This is a genomic window from Pontimicrobium sp. SW4 (assembly GCF_039954625.1).
GTDB lineage: Bacteria > Bacteroidota > Bacteroidia > Flavobacteriales > Flavobacteriaceae > Pontimicrobium.
Genome location: NZ_CP157199.1, coordinates 495,503 through 520,807, shown reverse-complemented (window position 1 = coordinate 520,807; position 25,305 = coordinate 495,503). Strand labels below are relative to the sequence as shown.

Below are 25,305 nucleotides of genomic sequence, written 5' to 3'. Positions count from 1 at the left end.
CTTCTTATGGAAAATAAAACAGGTACATATCTAAAATATGCCATTGGCGAAATTATACTTGTAGTAATAGGCATTTTAATTGCTTTACAAATAAACACATGGCAGCAACAATCTAAAGATAGAACTTTAGAAAAAAGATATTTAGCAAATATTACAGAAGAGTTAAAAAAAGATTCAGTTGCATTACGTGAGAATTATTTAAAACTTGAAAGACAGGCTGAAACTAAGAACCCTTTTTTAGATATGCTTATTGAAGGCAAAAAAAAAGACTCACTCATCGCATACTTCAACTTACAATGGCGTCCTATTTACCCATATACGCCAATGAAATCTACTTTTGAGGAAATGACTAGTAGTTCACATTTAAACATCATTAAGTCTAACTCATTAAGAGGCGCTATAGTTAAAATGTATAACAGCTATGAAGATTTAGAAAAAGACGAAGATTTTTTAATTGAATACTTTAAAAACTTAGTTAATGAGTTATCTAGAAATATACCAAGTATTTACAACCCTAACATTGATGATATTTTAGCTCTAGGTAAAGACAACTATGTTATGAATAGTATGCGCCTAAATGGTGCTTATACCAGACTTAGTAATTACAAAGAAAAACTAGAAGAATGTAGCGCATTATTAGAACAAATCAAGAATTATCAAATGTCGGTTAAATGATAAAGTTCTTCAGACATATACGTAAATCACTCATTATCAAAAACAAAACTGGTAAATACTTTAAATACGCCATTGGCGAAATTGCGCTAGTAATGATAGGAATTCTCCTAGCATTACAAATAAATAATTGGAATGAAGATAAAAAAACAGCTAAGATTATTGAAAAAACTTTAGAACGAATTGAAATAGAAATAAAAACAAATCAAAAACAAATTAATGATGTATACCAATATCATATTATGGTAAGTGATACCTTAAATAAGATTAGTATGCCAACAACTGAGGAAGAAGCTGGAGAAACGCTTAAATTTTGGAAAGGATTACAAATACCAAGACTACAAGAGGCAGCATTTCAAACAGCGATACAAAATGGTATTGGCAAAGACATAAATATTGAACTACTGGAGTCTTTAAACGCATTATATACATCACAAACAACTTATAATGAGTTCTCTAAAACAGCATCTCTAGGTCTTTACAACATGGATTTTTCGAACTTAAAAAACTTTAAACAAATTGTTACATTTTTAAATATGATTATGGTAGACCTTTATTATTTTGAAACCGACTTGAAACAAAGGTTTAATGACTGTTTAAAAGAAATTTAAAATTGCTCTTTTAAGTTTGTTAGTAAAAACATAAGTTTTTCTTTTAAGTTGAGTTACTTTAACAAACTACTACTTAAACCTAACAAATTTCGAACTATTGAAAGTATAGTTAGAAACGGAGATAATAGTATCCTTTTTTAGATTATACCATGGAGAAATTGAAGAGTTTTCAAGATTTTTTACCAAATGTACACTTTGCGCTGGTGTATTTCCTTGAAATAGCAAGAATATTTTTTCTCCTTTTTCATTTATTGCTTCATCGCAAATCATGACGATATGTCCTGGTGTCCCGCCTTTAATAAGCATATCTCCTATTTTTAAATCTTTTACCGATTCAATTTTAGGTAATTCATTATAAAGTGACAAGGTTCCAGAGTAAATATAAATCAAATTCAAATACTTATAAAAATTCTCCTTAGAATGATCTTTGATTGCTGTTTTAATAAAGCTTACCTTATTTCCATTAATTTTTGGGCGATAACCCTCAGCGTATTTTAACCAAGAACAATAATGACCGGAGGTGAAATTAAAACCTATTTCGTCTTTTTTATTATTATCCCAAAGGTATTCGCTTCTTATTCTAATTAATGCATCTGCACATTGTTGTAGTCCATTTTTAGGCACAGAGATGTCTAGAATTCCTATATGCCCATGTTGCCAATAATATTCAGAATCATCATAGTTGATGATTTTTGAACCAAATTTTTTGAGTTTATAATGTCTAAGATACTCCTCAAAAGAACCTTTTGGATAAACTACACGTTTATACCCATCAGGAATTATTACGCGTTTGCTAATAGTAGTACCTTCTTTATTTATATAACTTGGGGATACTATTACTGCATTAGCAATATGTTTTACTGGCTTAAATTGATAAGCCACAACACTAATAGTAATTAATAAAAGAGATAAGAGTAAGAGTTTCTTCATAGTTTACAAACGAAAAAAGTCAACACTTTCGTGTTGACTTTTAAATATTTATAATAAGATTAACAAAGGTTATCCACCAAAATCATCAAATCTAATATGTTCATCAGGAATACCAAAGTCTTCACCCATTTTTTGAACCGCTTGGTTCATTAATGGAGGTCCACAGAAGTATAATTCAATATCTTCTGGTGACTCATGATGATTTAAATAATTATCTATTACACAATTGTGAATAAAGCCTACAAAACCATCTCCCTCACCATCAATACCATCTTTAACTTTCCAGTTATCTTCTTCTAATGGTTCGGACAATGCTAAGTAAAACTTAAAGTTTGGAAAATCTTTCTCTAATTTTTCAAAATGCTCTAAGTAGAATAACTCACGTTTTGAACGTCCTCCATACCAATAAGTAACTTTACGACCTGTTTTTAAAGTTCTGAATAAGTGATATAAATGTGAACGCATTGGTGCCATACCTGCTCCACCACCAACGTATAACATTTCACTGTCGGACTCATTAATAAAGAATTCTCCATAAGGTCCAGAAATTGTTACTTTATCTCCTGGTTTTTGGTTAAAAATGTATGATGATGCAATTCCAGGATTAACATCCATCCATCCATTTTTAGCACGATCCCAAGGTGGTGTTGCAATACGAACATTAAGCATAATTTCACGTCCTTCAGCTGGGTAAGAAGCCATAGAATAGGCTCTTTCTACTGTTTCAGTATTTTTCATTACCAATGGCCAAAGACCAAATTTATCCCATTCTGCTTGAAACTTATCTGGTGTTTCATGTTCTTCTGGGTGCGCAGTAATATCCATTTCAGAATATTTAATTTCACATGGTGGAATTTCAATTTGAATATATCCTCCAGCTTTATACCCCATATCTTCAGGAATTTCAACTACAAATTCCTTGATAAAAGATGCTACGTTATAGTTACGTACAACAGTAGCTTCCCATTTTTTAATTCCGAATACTTCTTCTGGAATTGTGATTTCCATGTCTTGCTTTACTTTTACTTGACAAGACAAACGTGCACCATGAGCTAATTCTTTACGTGTAAAATGTGGTGTTTCTGTAGGTAAAGCTTCTCCTCCACCAGACAATACATGACACTCACATTGTATACATGTTCCACCACCACCACAGGCAGATGGTAAGAATATTTTTTCACTACCTAAAGTAGTTAATAAACTATCTCCAGAACTAACTTCTATTTCACGCTCACCATTTATTAAGATCTTCACAGGACCTGATGGTGATAATTTTTGTTTCACAAATAATAACAACGTAACCAATAGTAATGTTACAACCAAAAATGCAGCGACCGTTGCTAATATTGTTCCTAGTGTACTTGCGGCTAATATCATGTTATTCCTCTTCTTTTAAAGTGTTATTAGCTAACTCTTCTTTAGTATCTTCTTTTACAGTTTCAACTTGAGCTGTTGTTTCTTCTTTTACTTCTTCATCTCCTCCAGTTAGCATACCTCCAAAACTCATAAAACCAATTGCCATTAAACCAGTAATGATGAATGTAATTCCTAAACCTCTTAAAGGCCCTGGTACGTTTGAGTATCTAATTTTTTCACGAATGGCTGCTATTGCAAGAATTGCTAAAAACCAACCTATTCCCGAAGAAATGCCATAATTAAATGCTAAACCTAAAGTTGCAATTTCACGAGATTGCATAAATAGCGAACCTCCTAAAATAGCACAGTTTACTGCAATTAATGGTAAGAAAATACCAAGTGAATTATATAATGATGGTGAGAACTTCTCTACAACAATCTCTACCAATTGTACCATGGTAGCAATAGTTGCGATAAACATGATGAATGATAAGAAACTTAAATCGTAACTAGCATATTCTTCACCTAACCATGCTAAAGCACCTTCTTGTAAAATGTATTGATCTAACAACCAGTTTAAAGGTACAGTAATGGCTAATACAAATATTACTGCTGCTCCAAGTCCAACTGCCGTTGATACTTTTTTAGATACTGCAAGGTATGAACACATCCCAAGGAACGTGGCAAATACCATGTTATCTATAAATATTGATTTGAAAAATAATTCTATATGTTCCATAATGCTATATTCTAGTTGTCTTCAATTAATGCTGGATTCCTACTACGCTGAACCCAAATTATAATACCTACAACAATTAATGCCATTGGTGCTAATAACATAAATCCGTTATTTTCATAACCAATGCTATACAATCCTGTTTTTGCAATTGGGTCTCCCAGTACTGGAAAACCTAATAATGTTCCTGACCCTAATAATTCTCTAAAGAATCCAACTATAATCAGAATTAATCCATATCCTAATGCATTTCCAATTCCATCAAGAAATGATCGCCATGGTCCATTCGCTAAAGCAAAAGCTTCAAAGCGTCCCATAATAATACAGTTGGTTATAATAAGTCCGATAAATGCTCCTAGCTCTTTACTTAATTGATATGAATAGGCTTTTAAAACTTGGTCTACAATAATTACTAAAGCAGCTACAACCGTAAGCTGTACAATAATTCTAATTTTTGATGGAATTATATTTCTAATTAAAGAGATAACTACATTACCTGCTCCCATTACAAAAAGTACTGAGATGGTCATTACAATTGATGCTTTCAATTCTGCTGTAATCGCTAAAGCAGAACAGATACCAAGAACTTGAATTGTAATCGGGTTATCGTCTCCTAAGGGATCTAATATTAATCTACTATCTTTTGCCATGATTACTTCTTTAATGTTTTAAAATAAGGTACATATAATCTTAGATCATTTCGTAACATTGCTGCTACACCATCACCTGTAATTGTAGCTCCAGCAATTGCATCAACTTCATTATCTGTTTTATCTTCGTTTAGAGGATCACCATTACTTTTTGAAATATTAATTCCAACAAAGTTTCCAGAAGCATCCAATAAATGTTCTCCTACAAAGTCATCCATAAAAAAACGTTGCTTAATGTTAGCTCCAAGACCAGCAGTTTCAGCTTGATGGTCAAAATACGCTCCTTGCACAACCATATTCTCATCCATAGCAACATAAGCCCAAACAGCATCCCAAAGTCCTTTACCTCTAATTGGTGCTACGTAAAAAGTTTTACCGTCCTTCTCACCTACAAATAGTGGTAAACGTCTTTCTTCACCATCCTTCGCTTTAGACTGCTCTTTTTTAATATCGATTAAATATGCTTCATTATCTTCTTTTACCTCAGTTCCATTTGTAATGACTAACTGACTTGTAATATATTTTGTAAACTCATCTCCTACTTTATCATCAGCAATAAAAATAGCGCTACTCTCGTCATTTTCATTTACACCCATTGCATACAAAATATTTTGTTGCTTTTCTATACGTTTGTTTTCATCAATTTTTGGTCTAAGTGATGACGCTACAAAGGCCAATAAAGATCCTACAACTATTACCATACCTGTGGCAAATAGCATTGTATATAAATTTTTATCCGTTTTCTTTTCCATCGTTAAGCCGTTTTTGTTTTTACACGTTTAAGTCTACGTTTAACATTACCTTGAACCACATAATGGTCAATAGTTGGTGCAAAGACATTCATTAATAAAATAGCCAACATAACACCCTCAGGATATGCAGGATTAAATACACGTATCATTATAGAAATGAAACCAATTAAGAATCCATAAATCCATTTTCCTTTATTTGTTTGAGAGGCTGTAACTGGGTCTGTAGCCATAAATACAACACCAAAGGCAAAACCACCAATTAATAGATGATGCCACCAAGTTGTACTCATTAATCCGAAGAATTTACTACTTTCAGTAATCCATCCTAAATCTACTACAAGATTAAAAATCAAGCCCATAACTATCGCTCCTAACACAGAGGATAACATGATTCTCAAACTTCCAATTTTTGTAAAGATTAAAAATAAACCTCCTAATAATATTAATAGGGTTGATGTTTCTCCTACCGAACCAGGAATCATTCCGTAAAACATATCCCAAACTGAATAAAGCTCATTAGCTCTTTCTCCATATGTTGTAACAATATCAGCAGCCCCATTTACACCTTTAATTGTTAATTCTTGACCATATTTTGCATAATACCCTAAAACAGTTTCTCCAGAGATAGCATCAGGCGTTCCAGCCCTTTCAACTGCACCTTCAACCCAAACTTTATCTCCAGACATCCAAGTCGGATAGGCAAAGAATAAGAATGCACGAATCGTTAACGCAGGATTAAGAATATTCATTCCAGTTCCTCCAAACACTTCTTTTCCAATTACTACTCCAAATACTACTGCAACAGCAAGCATCCAAAGCGGAATATCTATTGGTACAATTAATGGTACAAGCATTCCAGTTACTAGATAACCTTCTTCAACTTCATGTCCTTTAATAACAGCAAAAATGAATTCTACTGCTAAACCAACACCATAAGATATTGCTACTAAAGGCAGTACTTTCCAAAGACCAATAACTAAATTGTCCCATGACCAAAAAATCGAATCGAAAAACCCACTAGCATTTTCAATTACTCCAGCAGCTAAATGATGCTGATAACCAGCGTTAAACATACCAAAAATTAAACATGGTACTAAAGCCATGATAACTGTATTCATTGTACGCTTTAAATCGTCGGCTGCTTTAATATGAGTTCCATTATGAGTGGTCTCGTTTGGCATAAATAAAAACGTATGGATTGCAGAAAATGCTGGCAACCATTTTTTGTCTTTATTCTTTACTTTAAAATTATGTAAACTATTTTTTAAACCCATTATCCTATCTCTTTTAGCATTAAGTCTAAACCTTCTCGTATAATTTTTTGATGCGGCTGTTTAGACACACATACAAATTCTGTTAACGCAAAATCTTCAGGAGCAACCTCATACATACCAAGTGCTTCCATTTCATCTAAATCCTTATACAAACATGACTTTAAGATTTGCATTGGAAAAATATCTAACGGAAAAACTTCCTCATAAGTTCCAGTCGTAACAAAAGCACGATGCTCACCATTTGTATTTGTATTTAAATCGAATTTTTTCTTTGGAGTTAACCAAGAAAAAGTTAATGCTCTCGAAGTAGATATTTTATTAAAAATTGGCTTGTTCCAACCAAATAATTCGTAATCATCACCTTCAGGAATTATAGTAATTACATTACTGTAATAGTCTAAATAACCATCTGGTTTTATTTGCTTTCCACTTAAAACATTTCCTGAAATGATACGTACATTAGCATCCTTTTCAATACCATGATCATAAATCATTGTTGCTACTTCACTACCAAGTTTTGTTGTAAAATATCTTGGTTTTTGAACTGATGAACCAACTAAAGCAACAACACGTTCTGCATTGAATTTTCCAGTCAATAACAACTCTCCAATAATCACAAGGTCTTGTGCATTCACTATCCAAACTACTTCGCCTTTATTAATTGGATCTACTTTATTGATTAAAGTACCTACATTCCCTGAAGGATGTGGGCCTGAAACCTTATGAATGGTCGCACCTGAAAGATTAGCTAATGGTGAATTGGCATTTTTCCCAACAGAAATATGCACTTTCCCTTCAGTTAATTTTCCCAATGCTGATATAGCTGCTTGTAATTCTGCCTCTTTGCCTTGAAGTGTAAAATCTAAATCAGCAGCTAAAGGCGCACTAGCATAACCAGAAATAAAAATGGCTTTTGGAGATTTGTTAGGGTTTGCAATTACATCGTAAGGACGTTGTTTTACAAATGGCCAACAACCAGCAGTTAATAATTTTGATTTTACCTCATCAGCAGATGTATTGTCAACATTTAACGATCCAAAATCGTGATATGTTTGTTCTTTATCAGCTTGAATTTTAATAGATAAAATTCTACGTTTTTCTCCACGTGTAATTTCAATAACCTCTCCAGAAACTGGAGACGCAAATTTTATAGCTTCATTAGATTTATCATAAAAAATGGCTTCACCAGCTTTTACTTTAGCACCTTCTTTAGCAACAAGTTTTGGAATAACACTATGGAAGTCTTCAGGTCTAATGGTGTAAAAGTTGCTAATAATTGCAGCTTCCTTAGCCTTTTCGGCTTCACCTTTAAGATTAATGTCTAGACCTTTTTTGATTCGAATGTCGTTTGACATATTTAATTTTTTGAGATTAGTTGTCTAAAAATCCGTGCAAATTTACGGATTAAATAAACAATTTTCATAATAAATTACTCAAAATTTAGTAATCACTTTTAGCAGAATTTTTTAGGCATAGAATTTGCTTATCTTTACGCAAATAACTCAAATATTCATGACAAAGTATAGGTTTTCATTCTTATTGCTAATGTGTTGTTCTCTTGGTTTTTCTCAAGTAGAAGAAGAGGTTAATCCTCCAAACTATATTAAGACCATTAATTTTAAGGGACATACAAACGAAAGTGAATTACCAATTATTAAACTTAACGAACGAGTACAACTTTCGTTTGATGCTATTAACGGTAATGAGGACGATTTTTATTATGTGATTGATCATTATAATTTCGACTGGACACCTTCACAGCTCATGAAATCTGAATATTTACAAGGTTTTGATAATATTCGTATTACGGATTATGAAAATTCATTTAATACGTACCAAATTTATTCTCATTACCGCCTGCAAATACCAAATCAGCAGACCAGAATAAAAAAATCTGGAAATTATATTCTTAAAATATTAGATGATAATGGTGACATTATATTTAGTAGAAAATTTATGATTTATGAAAATCTGGCTAATGTAGGTGTGTCTATTAAACGTTCTCGTAATGTAAAATATATTAAAGAAAAACAATCGGTAGATTTCAAAATTTCATCTCCAACAATATTGTTTAATAATCCAAAGCAAACAGTAAAAGTTGCAGTTATTCAAAACAATAACCTAAATACAGCCATTACCAATTTAAAACCACAATACACACTTGGTCGCGAACTTATTTATAAATATGATGACGAGTCGAGTTTTTGGGGAGGCAATGAATATTTATATTTTGAAAATAAAAATGTTAGAGCTGCAAATATCGGTGTTCAATATGTCGATTTAAAAGACATCTATGAGCATTACTTGTTTACAGATATTATAAGAGCAGACAGACCTTACACCTATGCTCCAGATATTAATGGAAACTATTTAATTACAGCTGTTGACACTGATAATTTAGATATTGAAGCCGATTATACCGTCATCCATTTTTCACTACAACACCCCGAAATATTTAATAAAAATATTCATGTATATGGTAGCTTTAATAATTACGCTATTACTGAAGACACAAAAATGTCTTTTAATCCATCTTCTGGTTACTATGAGACGTCTCTAATTTTAAAACAAGGATTCTATAATTATAAATATGTAATTACTAATGAAAATGGAGATTTAGATGAAGGTGCTATTAGCGGAAATTTTGATGTTACAGAAAATAATTATAAAGTTTTGGTCTATTATAGAAACCTAGGTGCAAGATATGACAGACTTATTGGTGTTGGCGAAGGCTCGTCAACGACTATTACCAACTGATCATCCATTATATTGTTAAAATTATCGTAGAAATAAGAATTTTGACATTCTAACACTATTATTTAGTATTTTTACTAAGGTTTAATTGTGTTTGCTCACCTAAAAATTAAGATGGTACAACAAGTAACAAAAGGCATAAAAATTTCAGTTGAAACAAACTTTGAAGGTACTTTTTATAAAAATTATAAAGTACACTTTGCTTTTGGTTATAAAGTTACCATTGAAAATCAAAGCAAAGACTCTGTTCAATTAAATTCTAGACACTGGAAAATCTTAGATGCTTTAAATAACGAAGAAATAGTTGAAGGCGAAGGTGTTATAGGAAAAAAGCCAATTATAAAACCTGGAGAATCTCATACTTATAATTCAGGATGCTTATTAGCATCTCCTTTTGGAGCTATGCAAGGCCATTATAATATGGTGAATTTTACAGATACTAAAAAGTTTAGAGTTGTAATCCCTACCTTTAAATTAAGTGCTCCTTTCGCACTTAACTAAGTCTTTTTATTAGGTCAAATCTATAGATTACATCAAACTGCAATATGTGATAAAATGCACAATTTGAATAGTGCACAAAACTATAAGTTTCTTGATAATTAAAGTTTTCGTTATCGACTTTATATAACCCATCTACATCAATATTACCATAAGGAGATACACGCCTAAACCTATACTCATGCATAACATCAGTCATATACAATTCAAACCAAGCTCCAGCAGCTATGCCATCTAACCATTGCGCATGATGACTTTTGTCTTCAATATGTTTTGGTTCTAATGTCCCAATAAAATTTGGGTTATGTTCTTTTAAACGGTCTAAAAAATAACGTCTATTATCTTTTTTAACTGAAGATTGATATTCTGAAATTTCGCCCTTTTCGTTAACTTCATAAACAAATCTTTCAGTATCAGCAATTACCACATTACCAATGGTGCTTGGTGTAAACCATTTTGATTTTTTTAAACGCTTTTTAATATTAAAATCTGTTACTGAAGCTATCAAGCTATCAGTTACAAATCTTGCACAATTACAAGCATCTTTAATAAATGCTGCGTATCTAATAAAATGACGGTTTTGCATTCTACTTATATGACTTCTTGCTTTATCATAGTCAATCGCATTACATACAGACGCTATTAACTTTCCGTCTCCATGAGTCAGCTTTGGGTGTGTTGCAAGAAATTCTAAAATTTCGTTTAAATTAATTATGGTGTTATTATCTATTTGAGCCTTAATTGGGAATTCTAATTCGTGATCTGTATCTCTTCCTCTTACTCTTCCATTTGGTATTGGAGTAATATAACGTCCAAAATCGTGGTATTCTAAAATTCCTGTAGACTTATTAATAAGAACTAATGCAGCATGTCCAGCTCTAACATAATTTTTTTTTCCTACTCCAAGATACCTCAAATAAGGTGAGTACCATTCATCTGCAACCATGACAATAGTTTCAGGATACGCTAATGTTAAAATAATTCCTGAATTAGTCATTTATTGATATCGGGATTTGAAAATTATGCTCAGTTTTAATATTAGTTTGAAGGTTTTCAAAACTCATGAATATTTCATTGTCATTCTTTTTTATTTGAGTAATGCTAGTTGTTTTTACAAAAAAACGATCCATGATTACACCATAATTGTCATTTCCTTTTCCAGCGGTTGTATGGAATTTCATTATAGAATTTGACGAGAGTTTATTTCCTTTTTTAAAATCTTTAAACCATTGTAAACGTTCTTTTTTCATTTCATTATTATACAATGAAGAAGAAGACCATATTTTTGGCTCTAATGGCAGTCTTTTAAAAAATTTATCTTTTCCATCCCAAACAAATTCTTTAAATACCATCTCTGATTTCCACTCTACTATTACCAAAGTAAAAGGCTCTACACCTTCTAAATTGTAATCTTCAATAGCTTTATCAAGGCTTTTAGTAACAAGTAAATCTTTCATTACTACACCTCTACTCAATCTATAAGAAACCTTACGTTCATGCATTTCAAACCCACCATTTAGCACACATAACACACGTTGTTTTTCACTTACACCAATCCACGAACCACCAGCAACTTCATCTTTAGGGAATAATAATTTAGTATTATTTACCTCATAAAAATCTGGAGATAGCGTTGTTCTATCAGGTGCTTCATCTCTGTTTGAAGTCAACACAAAATCGTTTGTTCCTCTAGGAATAAGGGTTACTGTACACATGATTTTTTAAGTCTGTAAACCATTGAGCAACTTACAAAATATCATCAAAAAAATCGTAACTTTGCAATCATTTTTAATAATTACAAAAACAAAAATATATTATGGGAAAAGGTTTCTTTAACGTACCAATTGCAGTCAACGAACCTGTAAAAGGCTATGCTCCAGGATCTCCAGAACGTGATGCTGTTTTAAAAGCATACAAAGCAATGTTTAATAGCCAAACTGATGTCCCAATGTACATTAATGGTAAAGATGTGACAACTGGGAACACAAGAACAATGTCTCCTCCTCACGATCATCAACATATTGTTGGTCAATATCATGTTGCAGAGCAATCTCATATTGAAGAAGCTATCGCCACAGCTTTAGAGGCAAGAAAAGCTTGGGCGGAAATGCCTTGGGAACAACGTGCTGGCATCTTTTTAAAAGCTGCTGAATTAATTGCTGGTCCATATAGAGCAAAAATAAATGCTGCAACTATGATTGCGCAATCTAAAACAGTTCATCAAGCTGAAATTGATGCTGCTTGTGAGCTGATAGATTTCTTGCGTTTTAATGTTCAGTTCATGACAGACATTTACATGGAGCAACCTGAAAGTACTAGTGATGCATGGAACCGTATTGAATATAGACCTCTTGAGGGTTTTACCTATGCTGTAACACCTTTTAACTTTACTGCCATTGCTGGAAATTTACCTGCTTGTATGGCGTTAATGGGAAATGTGGTAGTTTGGAAGCCAAGTGACAGTCAAGTGTTTTCTGCTAAAGTAATAATGGATGTGTTTAAAGAAGCTGGCGTTCCAGCTGGAGTTATTAATGTTGTTTTTGGTGATCCAGTGATGATTACTAACACTGTTATGGCTAGCCCTGACTTTTCAGGATTACATTTTACTGGTTCTACATTTATCTTTAAGGAACTTTGGAAACAAATAGGAAATAACATTAATAACTATAAAACGTATCCTAGAATCGTAGGTGAAACTGGTGGAAAAGATTTTATTGTTGCTCATAAAACTGCCAATGCAAAACAAGTGGCAACTGCAATTTCACGTGGAGCTTTTGAATTTCAAGGACAAAAATGTAGTGCAGCTTCAAGAGCTTATATCCCTAGTAATTTATGGAGTGATGTTAAAAAATATCTTTTAGATGATATTAAATCGTTTAAAATGGGTTCCCCTGAAGATTTAGGCAACTTTATCACAGCTGTGATCCATGAAGGGTCTTTTGATAAATTAGCAAAATTTATAGACCAAGCTAAAGCAGACGCTGATGCAGAAGTTATTGCTGGTGGTGGCTACGATAAGAGTAAAGGTTATTTTATTGAACCAACTGTTATCGTTACTAAAGACCCAAAATACACAACGATGTGTACTGAGTTATTTGGACCTGTTATGACTATTTATGTATATGATGAAAATGAGTATGCTGAAACTTTAAAATTAGTAGACGAAACAAGTGAATATGCATTAACTGGTGCTATTTTAGCAACTGATAGATATGCCGTTGAACAAGCTACTAAAGCACTTCAAAATTGTGCTGGAAATTTCTATATTAACGACAAACCAACAGGAGCTGTTGTAGGCCAACAACCATTTGGTGGTGCGAGAGCATCTGGAACAAATGACAAAGCAGGATCTGCTCAAAACTTATTGCGTTGGGTGTCACCAAGAATGATTAAAGAAACATTTGTAACTCCAACAGATTACAGATATCCGTTTTTAGGAGAATAGCTGATACTGTTATAAATAAAAAAAACCTGCAATTGCAGGTTTTTTTTATTTGCTAATTTATCCTTTATACTTCAAAGGTAAGTGTACCACTTTTTTAGTATCAAAAAAGTCTTCATCAAAATAATTACTAAGATTATATAATGTCGCTTTTGGAAAGTCCTTTAGCTCTTCGGTTAAATCTCCTCCTTTTAAATACAAAATACCGTTTTTTAGGTTGTGTTTGCTTTTTTTACTAACCTTATTCTTAACCCAAGTAACAAAGCTAGGCATAGCAGTTACTGCACGACTTACAATAAAATCGAAAGTGTCGTCTATATCTTCAGCACGTTTGTGCGAAGTTTTTACGTTCGTTAAACCTAAACTTTCTGCAACAGCATCAACAACCTTTAATTTTTTACTAATACTATCAACCAAATGAAAAGAACATTCTGGATATAGTATTGCTAATGGAATTCCTGGAAACCCACCTCCTGTGCCAACATCCATAATTTTAGTTTCTGCTTTAAATTCTATCACTTTTGCTATCCCAAGAGAATGCAATACATGTCGCAAATACAATTCTTCAATGTCTTTTCTAGAAACTACATTAATCATAGCGTTCCAATTAGAATAAAGTTCAAAAAGCTGATTAAATTGTTCTTTTTGAATATCAGAAAGTTGAGGGAAATATTTTTGTATTAATTCCATTAATTAATATTTTTAGACAAAATTAACTATTTAGATGAATAAAAAATCTTTTGTAAAAGATTATCGATTTAATAATTAATATATTTGCAACTTATTATATAAAAACGAAAAACAGCACGTTATTATATGGATAACAAACAACACATGAATACACAAACACTTACTTTTTCAAGAACTGACTCAGCCAAATTTTTCAGAACTTTAAACAAACGTGTAAACAATTATTTTAAAGAGAATGATATTAAAAAAACAGGCAACTGGAAACTATACATTAAGGCTATTGTAATGTTTACATTATTGCTTGGGCCATTAGTATTATTGCTAACTGTTAACTTACCAACTTGGGCACTAATATTATGTATGGTAATCATAGGTATTGGTATGGCTGGTGTTGGAATGAACGTCATGCATGATGCTAATCATGGGTCTTTTTCTAGTAAAAAATGGGTAAACAAATTAATGGGAAGTAGCATCCATATACTTGCAGGAAATGACTATAATTGGAAAGTACAACACAATGTGTTACACCATACATATACAAATATTCAAGGTCACGATGAAGATATTGATGCTGGTAGAGTTATTCGTTTCTCAAAGCACTCAAAGTGGTTGAAAATTCATCAATACCAAAAATATTATGCGTTCTTTTTATATGGTTTACTAACGGTAAACTGGGCTATCACGACAGATTTTAAACAAACATATCTATACTTGAAAAGAAAATTGTCCTATGGCAAATTTCCTAATCCTGCTACACAATGGACAAAGTTGATTATTGGAAAGATACTTTATTATGCTATTTGGGTTGTTTTGCCTTTATCTCTAGGATATGCTTGGTATCAAGTATTGATAGGTTTTCTAATTATGCATTATACAGCTGGAATCATTTTAAGTATTATTTTTCAGTTAGCTCATGTTATGCCTAATACCGAAATGCCTTTACCTGATGAAGATGGAAACATGAAAAACACTTGGGCAGTACACCAATTGTTTACAACATCTAACTTTTCACCTAAAAGTTGGTTAGTAGAATTTTATACTGGTGGTTTAAACAGACAAGTAGAACATCATTTATTTTCACACATTAGTCATATTCACTATAGAAAAATAGCTAAAATTGTAAAAGAAACTGCTAAGGAATGTAGTTTACCATACAACGAATACAACACGATTTGGAAAGCTATTGCAGAACATTATAGACAACTAAAAGTTTTAGGACAAAATCCAGCTTTAGCTTAGTCACTTTTCACACTACTAACAATATATTATAATGAACCTACTTTCTGAGAGAGTTTTAAAAATGTCTACTTCGGCAACTTTAGCTATGGCAGCTAAAGCAAGAGAATTAAAAGCAGAAGGAAAAGATATTATTAGTTTAAGTTTAGGAGAACCAGACTTTAACACACCCGATTTTATTAAAGAGGCAGCCATTAAAGCTATTAATGAAAACTATAATTCTTATACGCCTGTTGATGGCTATGTAGAGTTAAAACAAGCTATCATTACAAAATTTAAGCGCGACAATAACTTAACGTATACCTTGCCTCAAATTGTAGTTTCTACTGGTGCTAAACAATGTTTAGCCAATATTGCTGCTACAATGATTAATCCAGGAGACGAAGTCATTTTACCCTGTCCTTATTGGGTAAGCTACAATGATATTGTTAAGTTAAATGAAGGTGTTCCTGTAGAAGTACAGACAGTGATTGATAATGATTTTAAAATGACTGCTAGCCAATTGGAAGCAGCCATAACACCTAAAACAAAAATGCTTTGGTTTAGCTCACCATGCAACCCTAGTGGTTCTGTGTATAGTAAGGAAGAACTTAGAGCTTTAGCTGATGTTTTAAAAAACTACCCGGACATTTATATAGTCTCTGACGAAATTTATGAGCATATCAATTTTGTAGGTGGTCATGCAAGTATGGCACAATTTGATGATATGTACAATAGAACCATTACTGTAAATGGTGTCTCCAAAGCATTTGCAATGACTGGTTGGAGAATTGGTTTTATTGGAGCACCAACCGAAATTGCTAGAGCCTGTAATAAAATGCAAGGTCAAATAACAAGTGGTGCCAACTGTATTGCACAACGTGCTGTAATTACTGCTATGGAAGCTGACTCAAGTAGTGTAAAATATATGATTGACGAGTTTAAAATTCGTCGTGATTTAGTCTTAGATCTTTTAAAAGACATAGAAGGATTTAAAACCAATATTCCTGAAGGTGCTTTCTATGTCTTACCAGATATTTCAAGTTACTTCGGAAAAACACTACGAGGAAAAACTATCAATAATGCTACCGATTTCTCATTGTATTTACTAGAGGAAGCTTTTGTAGCTACTGTAACAGGTGAAGCTTTTGGAAATGCTAATACTATTAGAATATCGTATGCTGCATCGCAAGAAGAATTAAAAGAAGCCTTAAAACGTATTAAAGAAGCTGTTAGTTAAAATTTTTAACTAACAAATAAAAAAAAAGCCACATTCTATAAAGATGTGGCTTTTTAGCATAGCCCTACCTAAGACTACTAAACTAAATAAAATATATGTTGATGATTATTTTTAATTAAAAACAACTATTAAAGCGATTGCAAAAACAGAAATTTTTAAAATTGTATCTATAGCAGAAGTGTATTGATATTGAAAACTCTTAATACGTTGCTTAGCTCCAAAAACAGACTTTGGACTTGATTGAAAGAAGTTGTTACGTGTTTCTTCTTTATAAGCTGAACTCAATATACCTTCATTATTAAAAACAAAATGTTCTCTTTTATGTTTGGGTAACGGTTCAAATTCTTGATGTGATAATACTAATTCCATGATTTGATTTTTTGATTGATTTATACATATAAGACGATGATTAAATTAAAATGTTACACGACATAACCAAAACAGTGATTAAAAAGAACGCATGAAATCACAAAAAATATTACAAATAGTAAGAAAAACAGACACTTAAAAAATAAAAATTATCTATTTCTCCAGAAAAAAGGTGTCAACAAAATAAGAACTGTAAACAATTCTAAACGACCAATAAGCATTAAGAAAGAAGCCCACCATTTGCCAATTGCTGGCATATCATAAAAGTTATTTACTGGACCAAAGTCACCAAGTGCAGGACCAACATTTCCTAAACTTGAAGCAGCCACTCCAATAGCAGATTTAAAATCCAAGCCTAACATAGAAAACACCAATGCGCCAACTATAAATGACAGCATGTAAAGAATAAAAAATGCTAAAATGTTAAATATGATTTTCTCATTAATAGACTTTTTGTTATAACGTACAGGTAGAATAGCATTTGGATGTAATGTTCGTTTAAACTCCATAAAGCCATTTCGAATCATTAATAAATGTCTAACAACTTTCACCCCTCCAGAAGTACTTCCAGCTGAACCACCCAAAAACATCAATCCAAAAAAGAATACGGTTAAAAATGGTGTCCAAAGTGTAAAATCGGCAGTAACGAAACCTGTTGTGGTTATAATTGCTAATACTTGAAATAATGCATGTCTTACAGCACTCTCCCCTTCTCCCCAAACCATTGGATGCGCAATGGAAGATGCTGTAATATCTGTATTAAAGTAAATGATTAGAGACGCTATGAAAGTAAAAATTACAATGAATTTAAAATACAATTTAAACTCTTCATCTTGAATAATTTTTTGAACACGTCCTTTAAATGCAAAATAGCTTAACACAAAATTGGTACCTGCTAAAAACATAAATAAAATAACTATGTATTGTATAATTGGTTGTCCATTCCAATATGCCAAACTTGCATTTTTTGTTGAGAATCCACCTGTGGACAAAGTACACATAGAATGATTAATAGCATCAAAAAACGACATTCCAGCAACTTGTAATAATATAGTTTCAGCTGCTGTATAACCAAAGTATATTAACCATAAACGCTTTGCTGTATCGGTAATTCTTGGGTGTAATTTATCGGCACTTGGTCCAGGTGCTTCAGCTGCAAATAATTGCATACCACCAATTCCTAACAATGGCAATATAGCTATCGCTAGGACAATAATTCCCATACCACCAATCCAATGTGTTAAACTTCTCCAAAATAAGATACCTTCTGGCAAGGACTCTATATCATTTAAAATGGTTGAACCTGTTGTTGTATACCCCGAAATGGTTTCAAAAAAAGCATTGGTAAAACTTGGGATAGAATCTGTTAAAACATATGGTAACGTACCTGAAAGCGCCATTATAATCCAACCAAAAGTCACTACAATGTAACCTTCGCGCTTATTCATCTCCTTCTCATGGTTTTTGGTAACAAGCATAACAATAACACCAATAACCATAACCAAAATTCCAGATAGTGAAATACTAAGTGTTGCCCCATCATTATAAGCGTAACTCATAATAGCAGCGAGCAACATAAAACCACCATTAAATAACAGTAGTAATCCAAGAAAATGAAAAATTATTTTATAGTTAAGTCTCATTAACGATACTCATTTCTTTCACTAATAGAAAAAGCTTTCAACTTTTTTAATTGATTGAGGTAAGCAACACACCACTACTCTGTCTCCTGCTTCTACTTTAAAATCTCCTAAAGCTATTACGCCTTCGTCATTTCTAATTACACCTCCAATAATTGCAGAACGTGGAAACTTTATCTCCTTTATGAGCTTATCGCAAATCTTTGATTCTGGTTTTACAATAAACTCTAACAGTTCAGCATCCATATTATTAAGCTTGGTCATTGCTACAACTTCACCTTTACGTATGTATCTAAATATATTGTTTGCCGCTAAGAGTTTTTTGTTTATAAGTGTATCTATTCCAATGGAATGAGACAACTCAAAATAATCCATATTTTCAACAAGAGCTATTGTTTTCTTAACACCTCTAGAATGTGCTACTAGACATGACATAATATTTGTTTCGGAGTTTCCAGTAACCGAAATAAAAGCGTCCATGTCTTCTATATTTTCTTCATCAAGAAGCTCTACATTTCGCCCATCCCCATTAATTACTAAAGTGTTTGGAAGTTCATCAGCAAGATCCATGGCAACCTCTCTATTCTTCTCTATTAACTTTATATTGAATTTGTTATCGGTTAAATCTCTTGCTGTTTTCGATCCAATTTTTCCACCTCCAAGAATCATTACATTCTTAATTTCGGTTTTAAATTTCCCTGTGAGTTTACAAATTTCTTCATCACCACCTTTTGAGGTCATAAACACTACATGATCGCCTTCTTTTAAAAGCGTATCTCCTCTTGGAATAATAGTTAAATGTGAGCCAAAGCGTTGGATAGCGATAGGCATAAAATGAATTTCAGGTATCAACTTTGCAGCATCCTTAACTGACTTTCCAACAATAGATGCTGTCCTTGAAAGGTTGAGTCCGAGCATCGTTAAAGCACCATTTTCAAACTCATAGGTATCACTAAAAACAGATTGATTGAGAAGTAATTCAATCTCGGCTGCTGCCAAAGATTCTGGCGAAATCAATTCATCTATTCCAAACTTGGTAAACCCTACTTCATCTTTTAAATCTATAAACTCTGTATTCGAAATTCTTGAAATAGTTTGTTTTGCCCCCAATTGTTTTGCCAAAACACTAGCAGTGATATTTGTGGTTTCCGAAGATGTTACTGCTATAAATAAATCGGCATTATCAACTCTACAATCTTTTAAAATAGCAATAGATGTTGCATCACCTTTAACAACCTTAATATCTAAATGCGTATCTGCATAAATAAGGCTATCTTTTTTTGAGTCTATTAATGTAATTTCTTGAGATTCGTAAGATAAAAGTTTTGCTAAATGAAATCCCACTTCACCAGCTCCAGCAATAATAATCTTCATCTGTTATTATTAAATATAAAGATGTGCAAATATAATTTATTTTTAGGGATTTGTATACGAATTGTATTTCTTTGCACTAAATATCACTTAACAACAAATTTTTCTAACACCTCCATGTCTAAAAAAGTAAACCCATATAAAAATAGCGATTTAAGCAAGAAAGAGCAGGTTACAAAAATGTTTGACACCATTTCTAAAGAATATGATGGCTTAAATCGTGTAATTTCTTTTGGCATAGATGTAAAGTGGCGTAAAAAAGTAGTAGCAATTGTTGCTGAAAAACAACCTAATATAATACTAGATATTGCTACAGGAACTGGAGATTTGGCAATAAACTTAACTAAAACTAATGCTTCAAAAATAATTGGGCTAGATATTAGCGATGGCATGCTGGAGGTTGGTAGGCAAAAAATCACAAAAAAAGAATTAAATAATACTATTGAAATGGTATTAGGTGATTCCGAGAATTTACCTTTTGATGATGATACTTTCGATGCTATAACTGTTGCTTTTGGAGTACGAAACTTCGAGAATTTAGAAAAAGGATTATCCGAAATTCTTCGAGTATTGAAACCTCAGGGTACTTTTGTGATTTTAGAAACATCGGTTCCTACCAAATTCCCTTTTAAACAAGGATACAACATTTACACTAAAGGAATTATGCCTTTAATTGGTAAATTATTTTCTAGAGACAAAGTTGCTTATTCCTATTTAAGCGAATCGGCATCAGTTTTCCCTTATGGTGAAGCGTTAAACAATATTTTACGTAAAATTGGGTTTATTAATGCGGAAGCACTGCCTCAAACATTTGGTGTGGCAACTATATATAAAGCATCTAAGCAGTAACTATGAAGAAAATACTTTTAGTTTTAATATTACTAATAATTACGCAAACAGCTTCGGCACAACTCTTTAGTAAAAATAAAATTCAAAATAACCAAAATATGGATAAGCCTAAATGGTCTTACGGTTATTTTTTAGGATTTAATAGTTATGATTTTAATTTTGACTATCATGAAGATTTACCAGACATTCAAGTTTTAAAAACTGTAGGTTTTAGTGTTGGACTTGTTGGCAATATGCGTATTAACGATTACTTAGACGTCCGTATGGAACCTGGTTTATTTATCACCAAACGTGAACTACATTACCATAGTAGCTATTTTAATGGTTTATCTTACAATGATTCTGATCTTTTAAGAGAAGTGAATTCAACTTATATACATATTCCTCTGCTTTTAAAAATATCAACAAAACGCGTCAACAATATTAAACCGTTTATTGTTGGTGGTTTTTCTACTGCTATAAATTTATCAAGCAATGAAAGTAATCCTGACGACAATAGCAATGGGCAATTTAGAACAAAAAACGGTATGCTATTTTATGAAGTTGGTGGTGGAATTGACATTTATTTACCTTGGTTTAAATTTACTCCTTCCATTAGAGGTGTTTTTGCTTTAAATGATGAATTAGTAAGGGACGTAGATCCAGATAGTCCTTGGACAAGCAACATAGCAACTATGAAATCTAGAGGATTGTTTATTAACTTTACATTCCAGTAAACCTTCGCTTAAACTCACTTAATAAAATAGCTGTAGCATTTGCAACATTTAAACTTTCGGTTGCTTGCAACTCTCCAAAACGAGGAATAGAAACACGTTTACTTACAAGTTTTTCGATAGCACCACAAATGCCATTGGCTTCATTACCTAAAACTAAAATTCCCGAATCAGTCAATTTGGTATCATAGATGTTTTCGCCATCCATAAATGCACCAAAAACATCAACTTCTTGTTTTTCTAAAACCTGTTTTAAATCTACATAACTCACATTTACCCTTGTAATGGAACCCATTGTGGCTTGTATTACTTTTGGATTATAACAATCTACTGTTTCAAGACTACACAAAAGATCTTTTACACCAAACCAATCACACAAACGTATTATTGTTCCTAAATTTCCAGGATCTCTAACATTATCTAAAGCTACTATTAATGTACTAAAATCGATAGGTGATTCGTTTGGAATTTTAAAAACTGCTAAAGCTGTATTTGGTGTTTTTAAAAAGCTGATTTTTTTAAGCTCATTATCTGAAATACCTGTTATCAAATCATCCAAAACATCAAATTCTAACGTAGTTGTATATAGCTGATGTAATTGTAAATTAGATTGTAAAAGTTCTATAATCGTTTTTTTCCCTTCAGCTACAAATAATTTGTATTGCTGACGGTACTTTTTTTGTTTTAAGCTTGTTATAAGCTTTATTTCACTTTTACTTAGCATTCCAACAAATATTGAGTTTTAGCGTTTTAAATTTATATAAAGAAACAGATTAATTACAAACAATAATAACCTCTTAGCTAATTATTTTTTTTCAATGGAAATAATGTATTTTTGAAGCTATCAAGGTTTTGCTTTTTACAAACTTTTAATTTTTCCTTTTTAATTGAAACACATCTTTACAAAAATATTATTCCTAGTGATTTTTATTAGCAGTATTGTGTCTTGCAATGTAGTAAAAAGAGTTGGTGAAGATGAGCATTTGCTTACCAAAACCTCAGTAATAGTTAATGACAAAACAACAGCTTCAGAAGAAATAAATAATCGCGTTAATCAAAGAGCAAATAACAAGCTCCTTGGTTTTCCTTTAAGGTTACATATATATAATTTAGCTCGTCCTAACATAGATTCAATATTAAATGAAAAAATATATGATAATCCAAAAAAGCTAGCTCGTAAAATTAAAAAACTCTCTAAAAAGCAATTAGAAAAAGACATTGAGACTAGAAAAAACCTAAACAATTGGTTAAAAAAAACTGGTGAACCTCCAGTAATTTTAGATAGTTTAAAAACAGAAAAATCAAAAAATAATTTAGGTAATTATTACTATTGGAATGGTTGGTTTGATAGTGAAGTTACTTATACAATTAATAAAAAAGAAAATAAACGAGCTACAGTTGATTATTATGTAAAAACTGGCAAACCTTATCTTTTAGATTCAATTTATAGTTCCAACTCATCAAAATTAATAGACTCACTTTACCAAAATGCTAAGCCAAATAGTGTATTAAAAAAAGGAGAACAATTTAAAAGAGTAGATATTGATAATGAAAGAGATAGACTTACAGAATCATTTAGAAACTCTGGATTGTATCATTTTTCTCAAGATTATATAGAGTTTGATGTTATAAATGATGAAAGCATAAAAAGAGTAGATGTAGATGTAAAAATTAGAAATCGTGTTATTCGTAATGAAGATTCGGTTACAGTAGTCCCCTTTAAACCTTTTACAATTAGAAATGTAAATATTATCACTGACGATTCTTATGAAAATGATGGAGGCGTATATCAAGATAGTGCTAAGTATGGTAATGCAAGATTTTACAGTTATGAAAAATTACGTTATCGTCCAAAAGCACTGCAGCAAGCCATATTCATTAATAGAGGTGATTTATATAGCGACATAGATAGAACCAGAACATTTAGGTACTTAAATAAATTTGGAGTTTTTAAATACCCTAGCATTAGATATGATATACATGAGCAAGATTCTACATTAACTGCAAATATTAAGTTGTCTCCAAGAAAAAAATACGGTCTTAGCTTTGATGTTAATGTATCACAAAGCAATATTCAATCTGTAGGACTATCCTTTAACACTGGTTTAGTTATACGCAATATTTTTAGAGGTGCCGAAACGTTGGAAATTTCTGCTTTAGGAGCCATTGGAGCGTCTAAAAATGGTGCAAATAATGATCAATTTTTTGATATTAATGAGTATGGCGTAAATACAAAGCTAACGATTCCTAGGTTTTTCTTTCCTGTTAATACAGAAGGAATCATTCCTAAATATATGTCTCCAATTACTAGATTAAGTTTAGGTTTTACAAGTCAAACCAATATTGGTTTAGATAAACAAACAGTAAATGGTATTCTAAATTATAATTGGAATCATTCAGAATCTGTTACTAATAACTTAGATTTATTTAATGCTCAATATGTTAGAAATTTAAACTCTGGAAATTATTTTAGAGTTTATCAAAATTCGTTTAACCGTCTAGAAAACATTGCTTTAAACACGTATAATACGCCACCTGAATTTATTACAAATAACAATGGCATAGATGAATTAAATAAAAATAAAGCCGATGAGTTTATCGATTTGGTTTTACAGGACTCAGGTTTTGAAACCACCAATAATGACGAATACAAAACCGTAAATAACATTAAAGAACGTAAAGAAAGACTTACCGAAGACAACCTGATTTTTTCTACTAGCTTTAGTTACGTAAAAAATAGACGTGAAAGCTTAGTTGATGAAACTTTTTCTATATTCCGATTTAAATTAGAATCCGCAGGGAATTTATTAACTACTACATCAAAACTATTAGGATTAAATAAAAATAATGACAACAAATATGAGTTGTTTGGAGTACCTTACTCTCAATATATTAAAACCGAATTTGATTACATAAAACATTGGGATATTGGCAGAAACAATGTTATTGCTATAAGAAGTTTCTTTGGTATTGCAATACCCTATGGTAATTCTAACAGCATTCCATTTTCTAAAAGTTTTTTTGCTGGTGGGGCAAATGATAACAGAGCTTGGACAGCATACAATCTAGGACCTGGAAGTTCGGATAGCAATAACGAATTTAATGAAGCTAATATGAAAATTGCACTTAGCTTAGAACACCGTTTTAATTTATTTGGAAACCTAAATGGCGCCCTTTTTATAGACGCAGGAAATATTTGGAATGTACTAGATAATGAGAATGACCCAAATGCTACATTTACAAACTTTAACTCTTTTAAAGATATTGCTATAGGCTCAGGATTTGGGTTAAGATATGATTTCGGGTTCTTTGTTTTTAGAGGCGATATTGGTTTTAAAACCTACGATCCATCATACAAAACAGCAAATCGGTGGTTTAATGACTATAATTTCGGAAATGCTGTATATAACATAGGAATTAACTATCCTTTTTAACATAATTCTTCAATATTCATCTATAACGTTTGCGTAGTATTTTTAGTTTTTTGACTCTTTTTGTAAACTAATTTTGATTAAAATTTATGTATTTTTGAATTTTAAAAAT

24 protein-coding genes are annotated in these 25,305 nt (G+C 31.8%); 10 read left to right on the top strand and 14 right to left on the bottom strand.

The genetic code is table 11. The annotated features are described in order from the left end of the window. Positions 1 to 6: 6 nt before the first annotated feature. Positions 7 to 675 (top strand): DUF6090 family protein, encoded by a 669-nt coding sequence (locus ABGB03_RS02430; protein ID WP_347924542.1) that lies wholly within the window; start codon positions 7 to 9, stop codon positions 673 to 675. Next, positions 672 to 1,283: a hypothetical protein gene (locus ABGB03_RS02425; protein ID WP_347924540.1), complete on the top strand. Its 612-nt coding sequence runs from the start codon at positions 672 to 674 to the stop codon at positions 1,281 to 1,283. The genes ABGB03_RS02430 and ABGB03_RS02425 overlap by 4 nt, the downstream gene beginning before the upstream one ends. 69 nt (positions 1,284 to 1,352) lie before the next feature. On the opposite strand, the gene ABGB03_RS02420 is transcribed toward ABGB03_RS02425, so the two are convergent. The 7 genes from ABGB03_RS02420 to ABGB03_RS02390 form a co-directional block, all read right to left on the bottom strand. After that, positions 1,353 to 2,213 (bottom strand): DUF4846 domain-containing protein, encoded by an 861-nt coding sequence (locus ABGB03_RS02420; RefSeq protein ID WP_347924538.1) that lies wholly within the window; start codon positions 2,211 to 2,213, stop codon positions 1,353 to 1,355. A gap of 69 nt (positions 2,214 to 2,282) precedes the next feature. Continuing rightward, positions 2,283 to 3,590: an NADH:ubiquinone reductase (Na(+)-transporting) subunit F gene (gene nqrF / locus ABGB03_RS02415; protein ID WP_347924537.1), complete on the bottom strand. Its 1,308-nt coding sequence runs from the start codon at positions 3,588 to 3,590 to the stop codon at positions 2,283 to 2,285. A gap of 1 nt (position 3,591) precedes the next feature. Next, entirely contained in the window at positions 3,592 to 4,308 is a 717-nt protein-coding gene (nqrE, locus tag ABGB03_RS02410; RefSeq protein WP_347924535.1) for an NADH:ubiquinone reductase (Na(+)-transporting) subunit E, read from the bottom strand. A gap of 11 nt (positions 4,309 to 4,319) precedes the next feature. Next, positions 4,320 to 4,955 carry an NADH:ubiquinone reductase (Na(+)-transporting) subunit D gene (locus ABGB03_RS02405; protein ID WP_167770113.1) on the bottom strand — a complete coding sequence of 212 codons (636 nt, stop codon included), beginning with the start codon at positions 4,953 to 4,955 and terminating at the stop codon, positions 4,320 to 4,322. A gap of 2 nt (positions 4,956 to 4,957) precedes the next feature. Next, positions 4,958 to 5,707, bottom strand: a complete 750-nt coding sequence (locus tag ABGB03_RS02400) for a Na(+)-translocating NADH-quinone reductase subunit C (protein WP_347924533.1) — start codon at positions 5,705 to 5,707, stop codon at positions 4,958 to 4,960. 2 nt (positions 5,708 to 5,709) lie between these two features. Further along, positions 5,710 to 6,981, bottom strand: a complete 1,272-nt coding sequence (locus ABGB03_RS02395; protein ID WP_347924531.1) for an NADH:ubiquinone reductase (Na(+)-transporting) subunit B — start codon at positions 6,979 to 6,981, stop codon at positions 5,710 to 5,712. Continuing rightward, positions 6,981 to 8,336 (bottom strand): Na(+)-translocating NADH-quinone reductase subunit A, encoded by a 1,356-nt coding sequence (locus ABGB03_RS02390; RefSeq protein ID WP_347924529.1) that lies wholly within the window; start codon positions 8,334 to 8,336, stop codon positions 6,981 to 6,983. The genes ABGB03_RS02395 and ABGB03_RS02390 overlap by 1 nt, the downstream gene beginning before the upstream one ends. Before the next feature lie 157 nt (positions 8,337 to 8,493). Between ABGB03_RS02390 and ABGB03_RS02385 the strand changes: the two genes are divergently transcribed. Next, positions 8,494 to 9,738: a type IX secretion system plug protein domain-containing protein gene (locus tag ABGB03_RS02385; protein ID WP_347924527.1), complete on the top strand. Its 1,245-nt coding sequence runs from the start codon at positions 8,494 to 8,496 to the stop codon at positions 9,736 to 9,738. A gap of 111 nt (positions 9,739 to 9,849) precedes the next feature. Continuing rightward, positions 9,850 to 10,236 (top strand): Co2+/Mg2+ efflux protein ApaG, encoded by a 387-nt coding sequence (gene apaG / locus ABGB03_RS02380; RefSeq protein WP_347924525.1) that lies wholly within the window; start codon positions 9,850 to 9,852, stop codon positions 10,234 to 10,236. On the opposite strand, the gene ABGB03_RS02375 is transcribed toward apaG, so the two are convergent. Continuing rightward, positions 10,229 to 11,230, bottom strand: a complete 1,002-nt coding sequence (locus ABGB03_RS02375) for a DUF6695 family protein (protein ID WP_347924524.1) — start codon at positions 11,228 to 11,230, stop codon at positions 10,229 to 10,231. The genes apaG and ABGB03_RS02375 overlap by 8 nt on opposite strands. Then, positions 11,223 to 11,948 carry an NRDE family protein gene (locus tag ABGB03_RS02370; RefSeq protein WP_347924522.1) on the bottom strand — a complete coding sequence of 242 codons (726 nt, stop codon included), beginning with the start codon at positions 11,946 to 11,948 and terminating at the stop codon, positions 11,223 to 11,225. Before ABGB03_RS02370 ends, ABGB03_RS02375 begins: the two co-directional genes overlap by 8 nt. 101 nt (positions 11,949 to 12,049) lie before the next feature. On the opposite strand from ABGB03_RS02370, the gene pruA reads away from it, so the two are divergent. Next, positions 12,050 to 13,678 (top strand): L-glutamate gamma-semialdehyde dehydrogenase, encoded by a 1,629-nt coding sequence (gene pruA, locus ABGB03_RS02365; RefSeq protein WP_347924520.1) that lies wholly within the window; start codon positions 12,050 to 12,052, stop codon positions 13,676 to 13,678. A 57-nt stretch (positions 13,679 to 13,735) separates the two neighbouring features. On the opposite strand, the gene rsmG is transcribed toward pruA, so the two are convergent. After that, entirely contained in the window at positions 13,736 to 14,365 is a 630-nt protein-coding gene (gene rsmG, locus ABGB03_RS02360) for a 16S rRNA (guanine(527)-N(7))-methyltransferase RsmG (protein WP_347924518.1), read from the bottom strand. 144 nt (positions 14,366 to 14,509) lie between these two features. On the opposite strand from rsmG, the gene ABGB03_RS02355 reads away from it, so the two are divergent. Next, positions 14,510 to 15,604, top strand: a complete 1,095-nt coding sequence (locus ABGB03_RS02355; protein ID WP_347924516.1) for an acyl-CoA desaturase — start codon at positions 14,510 to 14,512, stop codon at positions 15,602 to 15,604. A gap of 31 nt (positions 15,605 to 15,635) precedes the next feature. Next, positions 15,636 to 16,820: a pyridoxal phosphate-dependent aminotransferase gene (locus tag ABGB03_RS02350; protein ID WP_347924514.1), complete on the top strand. Its 1,185-nt coding sequence runs from the start codon at positions 15,636 to 15,638 to the stop codon at positions 16,818 to 16,820. A gap of 111 nt (positions 16,821 to 16,931) precedes the next feature. Here the strand turns inward: ABGB03_RS02350 and ABGB03_RS02345 are convergent, their stop codons facing one another. The 3 genes from ABGB03_RS02345 to trkA form a co-directional block, all read right to left on the bottom strand. Further along, positions 16,932 to 17,189, bottom strand: a complete 258-nt coding sequence (locus ABGB03_RS02345; protein WP_347924512.1) for a hypothetical protein — start codon at positions 17,187 to 17,189, stop codon at positions 16,932 to 16,934. A 149-nt stretch (positions 17,190 to 17,338) separates the two neighbouring features. Continuing rightward, entirely contained in the window at positions 17,339 to 18,832 is a 1,494-nt protein-coding gene (locus ABGB03_RS02340; protein WP_347924510.1) for a potassium transporter TrkG, read from the bottom strand. A 21-nt stretch (positions 18,833 to 18,853) separates the two neighbouring features. Further along, on the bottom strand, positions 18,854 to 20,203 hold the full coding sequence (gene trkA, locus ABGB03_RS02335; protein WP_347924509.1) for a Trk system potassium transporter TrkA: 1,350 nt from the start codon (positions 20,201 to 20,203) through the stop codon (positions 18,854 to 18,856). Between the two features lie 114 nt (positions 20,204 to 20,317). On the opposite strand from trkA, the gene ubiE reads away from it, so the two are divergent. Both ubiE and ABGB03_RS02325 read left to right on the top strand, forming a co-directional pair. Then, entirely contained in the window at positions 20,318 to 21,049 is a 732-nt protein-coding gene (gene ubiE, locus ABGB03_RS02330) for a bifunctional demethylmenaquinone methyltransferase/2-methoxy-6-polyprenyl-1,4-benzoquinol methylase UbiE (RefSeq protein ID WP_347924507.1), read from the top strand. Positions 21,050 to 21,051: 2 nt separating this feature from the next. Beyond that, positions 21,052 to 21,765 (top strand): porin family protein, encoded by a 714-nt coding sequence (locus ABGB03_RS02325; RefSeq protein WP_347924506.1) that lies wholly within the window; start codon positions 21,052 to 21,054, stop codon positions 21,763 to 21,765. On the opposite strand, the gene ABGB03_RS02320 is transcribed toward ABGB03_RS02325, so the two are convergent. Continuing rightward, positions 21,752 to 22,486: an RNA methyltransferase gene (locus ABGB03_RS02320; protein WP_347924505.1), complete on the bottom strand. Its 735-nt coding sequence runs from the start codon at positions 22,484 to 22,486 to the stop codon at positions 21,752 to 21,754. The two genes, ABGB03_RS02325 and ABGB03_RS02320, sit on opposite strands and share 14 nt — an antisense overlap. 196 nt (positions 22,487 to 22,682) lie before the next feature. Here ABGB03_RS02320 and ABGB03_RS02315 point away from each other — a divergent pair, with 196 nt between their 5' ends. Next, a complete protein-coding gene (locus ABGB03_RS02315) occupies positions 22,683 to 25,196 on the top strand; it encodes a BamA/TamA family outer membrane protein (RefSeq protein ID WP_347924503.1) in 2,514 nt (837 codons plus the stop codon). Positions 25,197 to 25,305 lie beyond the last annotated feature (109 nt).

Coding starts and splice junctions, on each gene's coding strand:
- ABGB03_RS02320 (WP_347924505.1), bottom strand. CDS start 22,486: ATGCTAAGTAAAAGTGAAATAAAGCTTATAACAAGCTTAAAACAAAAA.
- ABGB03_RS02345 (WP_347924512.1), bottom strand. CDS start 17,189: ATGGAATTAGTATTATCACATCAAGAATTTGAACCGTTACCCAAACAT.
- ABGB03_RS02350 (WP_347924514.1), top strand. CDS start 15,636: ATGAACCTACTTTCTGAGAGAGTTTTAAAAATGTCTACTTCGGCAACT.
- ABGB03_RS02375 (WP_347924524.1), bottom strand. CDS start 11,230: ATGACTAATTCAGGAATTATTTTAACATTAGCGTATCCTGAAACTATT.
- ABGB03_RS02430 (WP_347924542.1), top strand. CDS start 7: ATGGAAAATAAAACAGGTACATATCTAAAATATGCCATTGGCGAAATT.
- nqrE (WP_347924535.1), bottom strand. CDS start 4,308: ATGGAACATATAGAATTATTTTTCAAATCAATATTTATAGATAACATG.
- ABGB03_RS02370 (WP_347924522.1), bottom strand. CDS start 11,948: ATGTGTACAGTAACCCTTATTCCTAGAGGAACAAACGATTTTGTGTTG.
- ABGB03_RS02355 (WP_347924516.1), top strand. CDS start 14,510: ATGAATACACAAACACTTACTTTTTCAAGAACTGACTCAGCCAAATTT.
- ABGB03_RS02390 (WP_347924529.1), bottom strand. CDS start 8,336: ATGTCAAACGACATTCGAATCAAAAAAGGTCTAGACATTAATCTTAAA.
- pruA (WP_347924520.1), top strand. CDS start 12,050: ATGGGAAAAGGTTTCTTTAACGTACCAATTGCAGTCAACGAACCTGTA.
- ABGB03_RS02420 (WP_347924538.1), bottom strand. CDS start 2,213: ATGAAGAAACTCTTACTCTTATCTCTTTTATTAATTACTATTAGTGTT.
- trkA (WP_347924509.1), bottom strand. CDS start 20,203: ATGAAGATTATTATTGCTGGAGCTGGTGAAGTGGGATTTCATTTAGCA.
- apaG (WP_347924525.1), top strand. CDS start 9,850: ATGGTACAACAAGTAACAAAAGGCATAAAAATTTCAGTTGAAACAAAC.
- rsmG (WP_347924518.1), bottom strand. CDS start 14,365: ATGGAATTAATACAAAAATATTTCCCTCAACTTTCTGATATTCAAAAA.
- ABGB03_RS02340 (WP_347924510.1), bottom strand. CDS start 18,832: ATGAGACTTAACTATAAAATAATTTTTCATTTTCTTGGATTACTACTG.
- ABGB03_RS02405 (WP_167770113.1), bottom strand. CDS start 4,955: ATGGCAAAAGATAGTAGATTAATATTAGATCCCTTAGGAGACGATAAC.
- ABGB03_RS02395 (WP_347924531.1), bottom strand. CDS start 6,981: ATGGGTTTAAAAAATAGTTTACATAATTTTAAAGTAAAGAATAAAGAC.
- ABGB03_RS02400 (WP_347924533.1), bottom strand. CDS start 5,707: ATGGAAAAGAAAACGGATAAAAATTTATATACAATGCTATTTGCCACA.
- ABGB03_RS02325 (WP_347924506.1), top strand. CDS start 21,052: ATGAAGAAAATACTTTTAGTTTTAATATTACTAATAATTACGCAAACA.
- ubiE (WP_347924507.1), top strand. CDS start 20,318: ATGTCTAAAAAAGTAAACCCATATAAAAATAGCGATTTAAGCAAGAAA.
- nqrF (WP_347924537.1), bottom strand. CDS start 3,590: ATGATATTAGCCGCAAGTACACTAGGAACAATATTAGCAACGGTCGCT.
- ABGB03_RS02425 (WP_347924540.1), top strand. CDS start 672: ATGATAAAGTTCTTCAGACATATACGTAAATCACTCATTATCAAAAAC.
- ABGB03_RS02385 (WP_347924527.1), top strand. CDS start 8,494: ATGACAAAGTATAGGTTTTCATTCTTATTGCTAATGTGTTGTTCTCTT.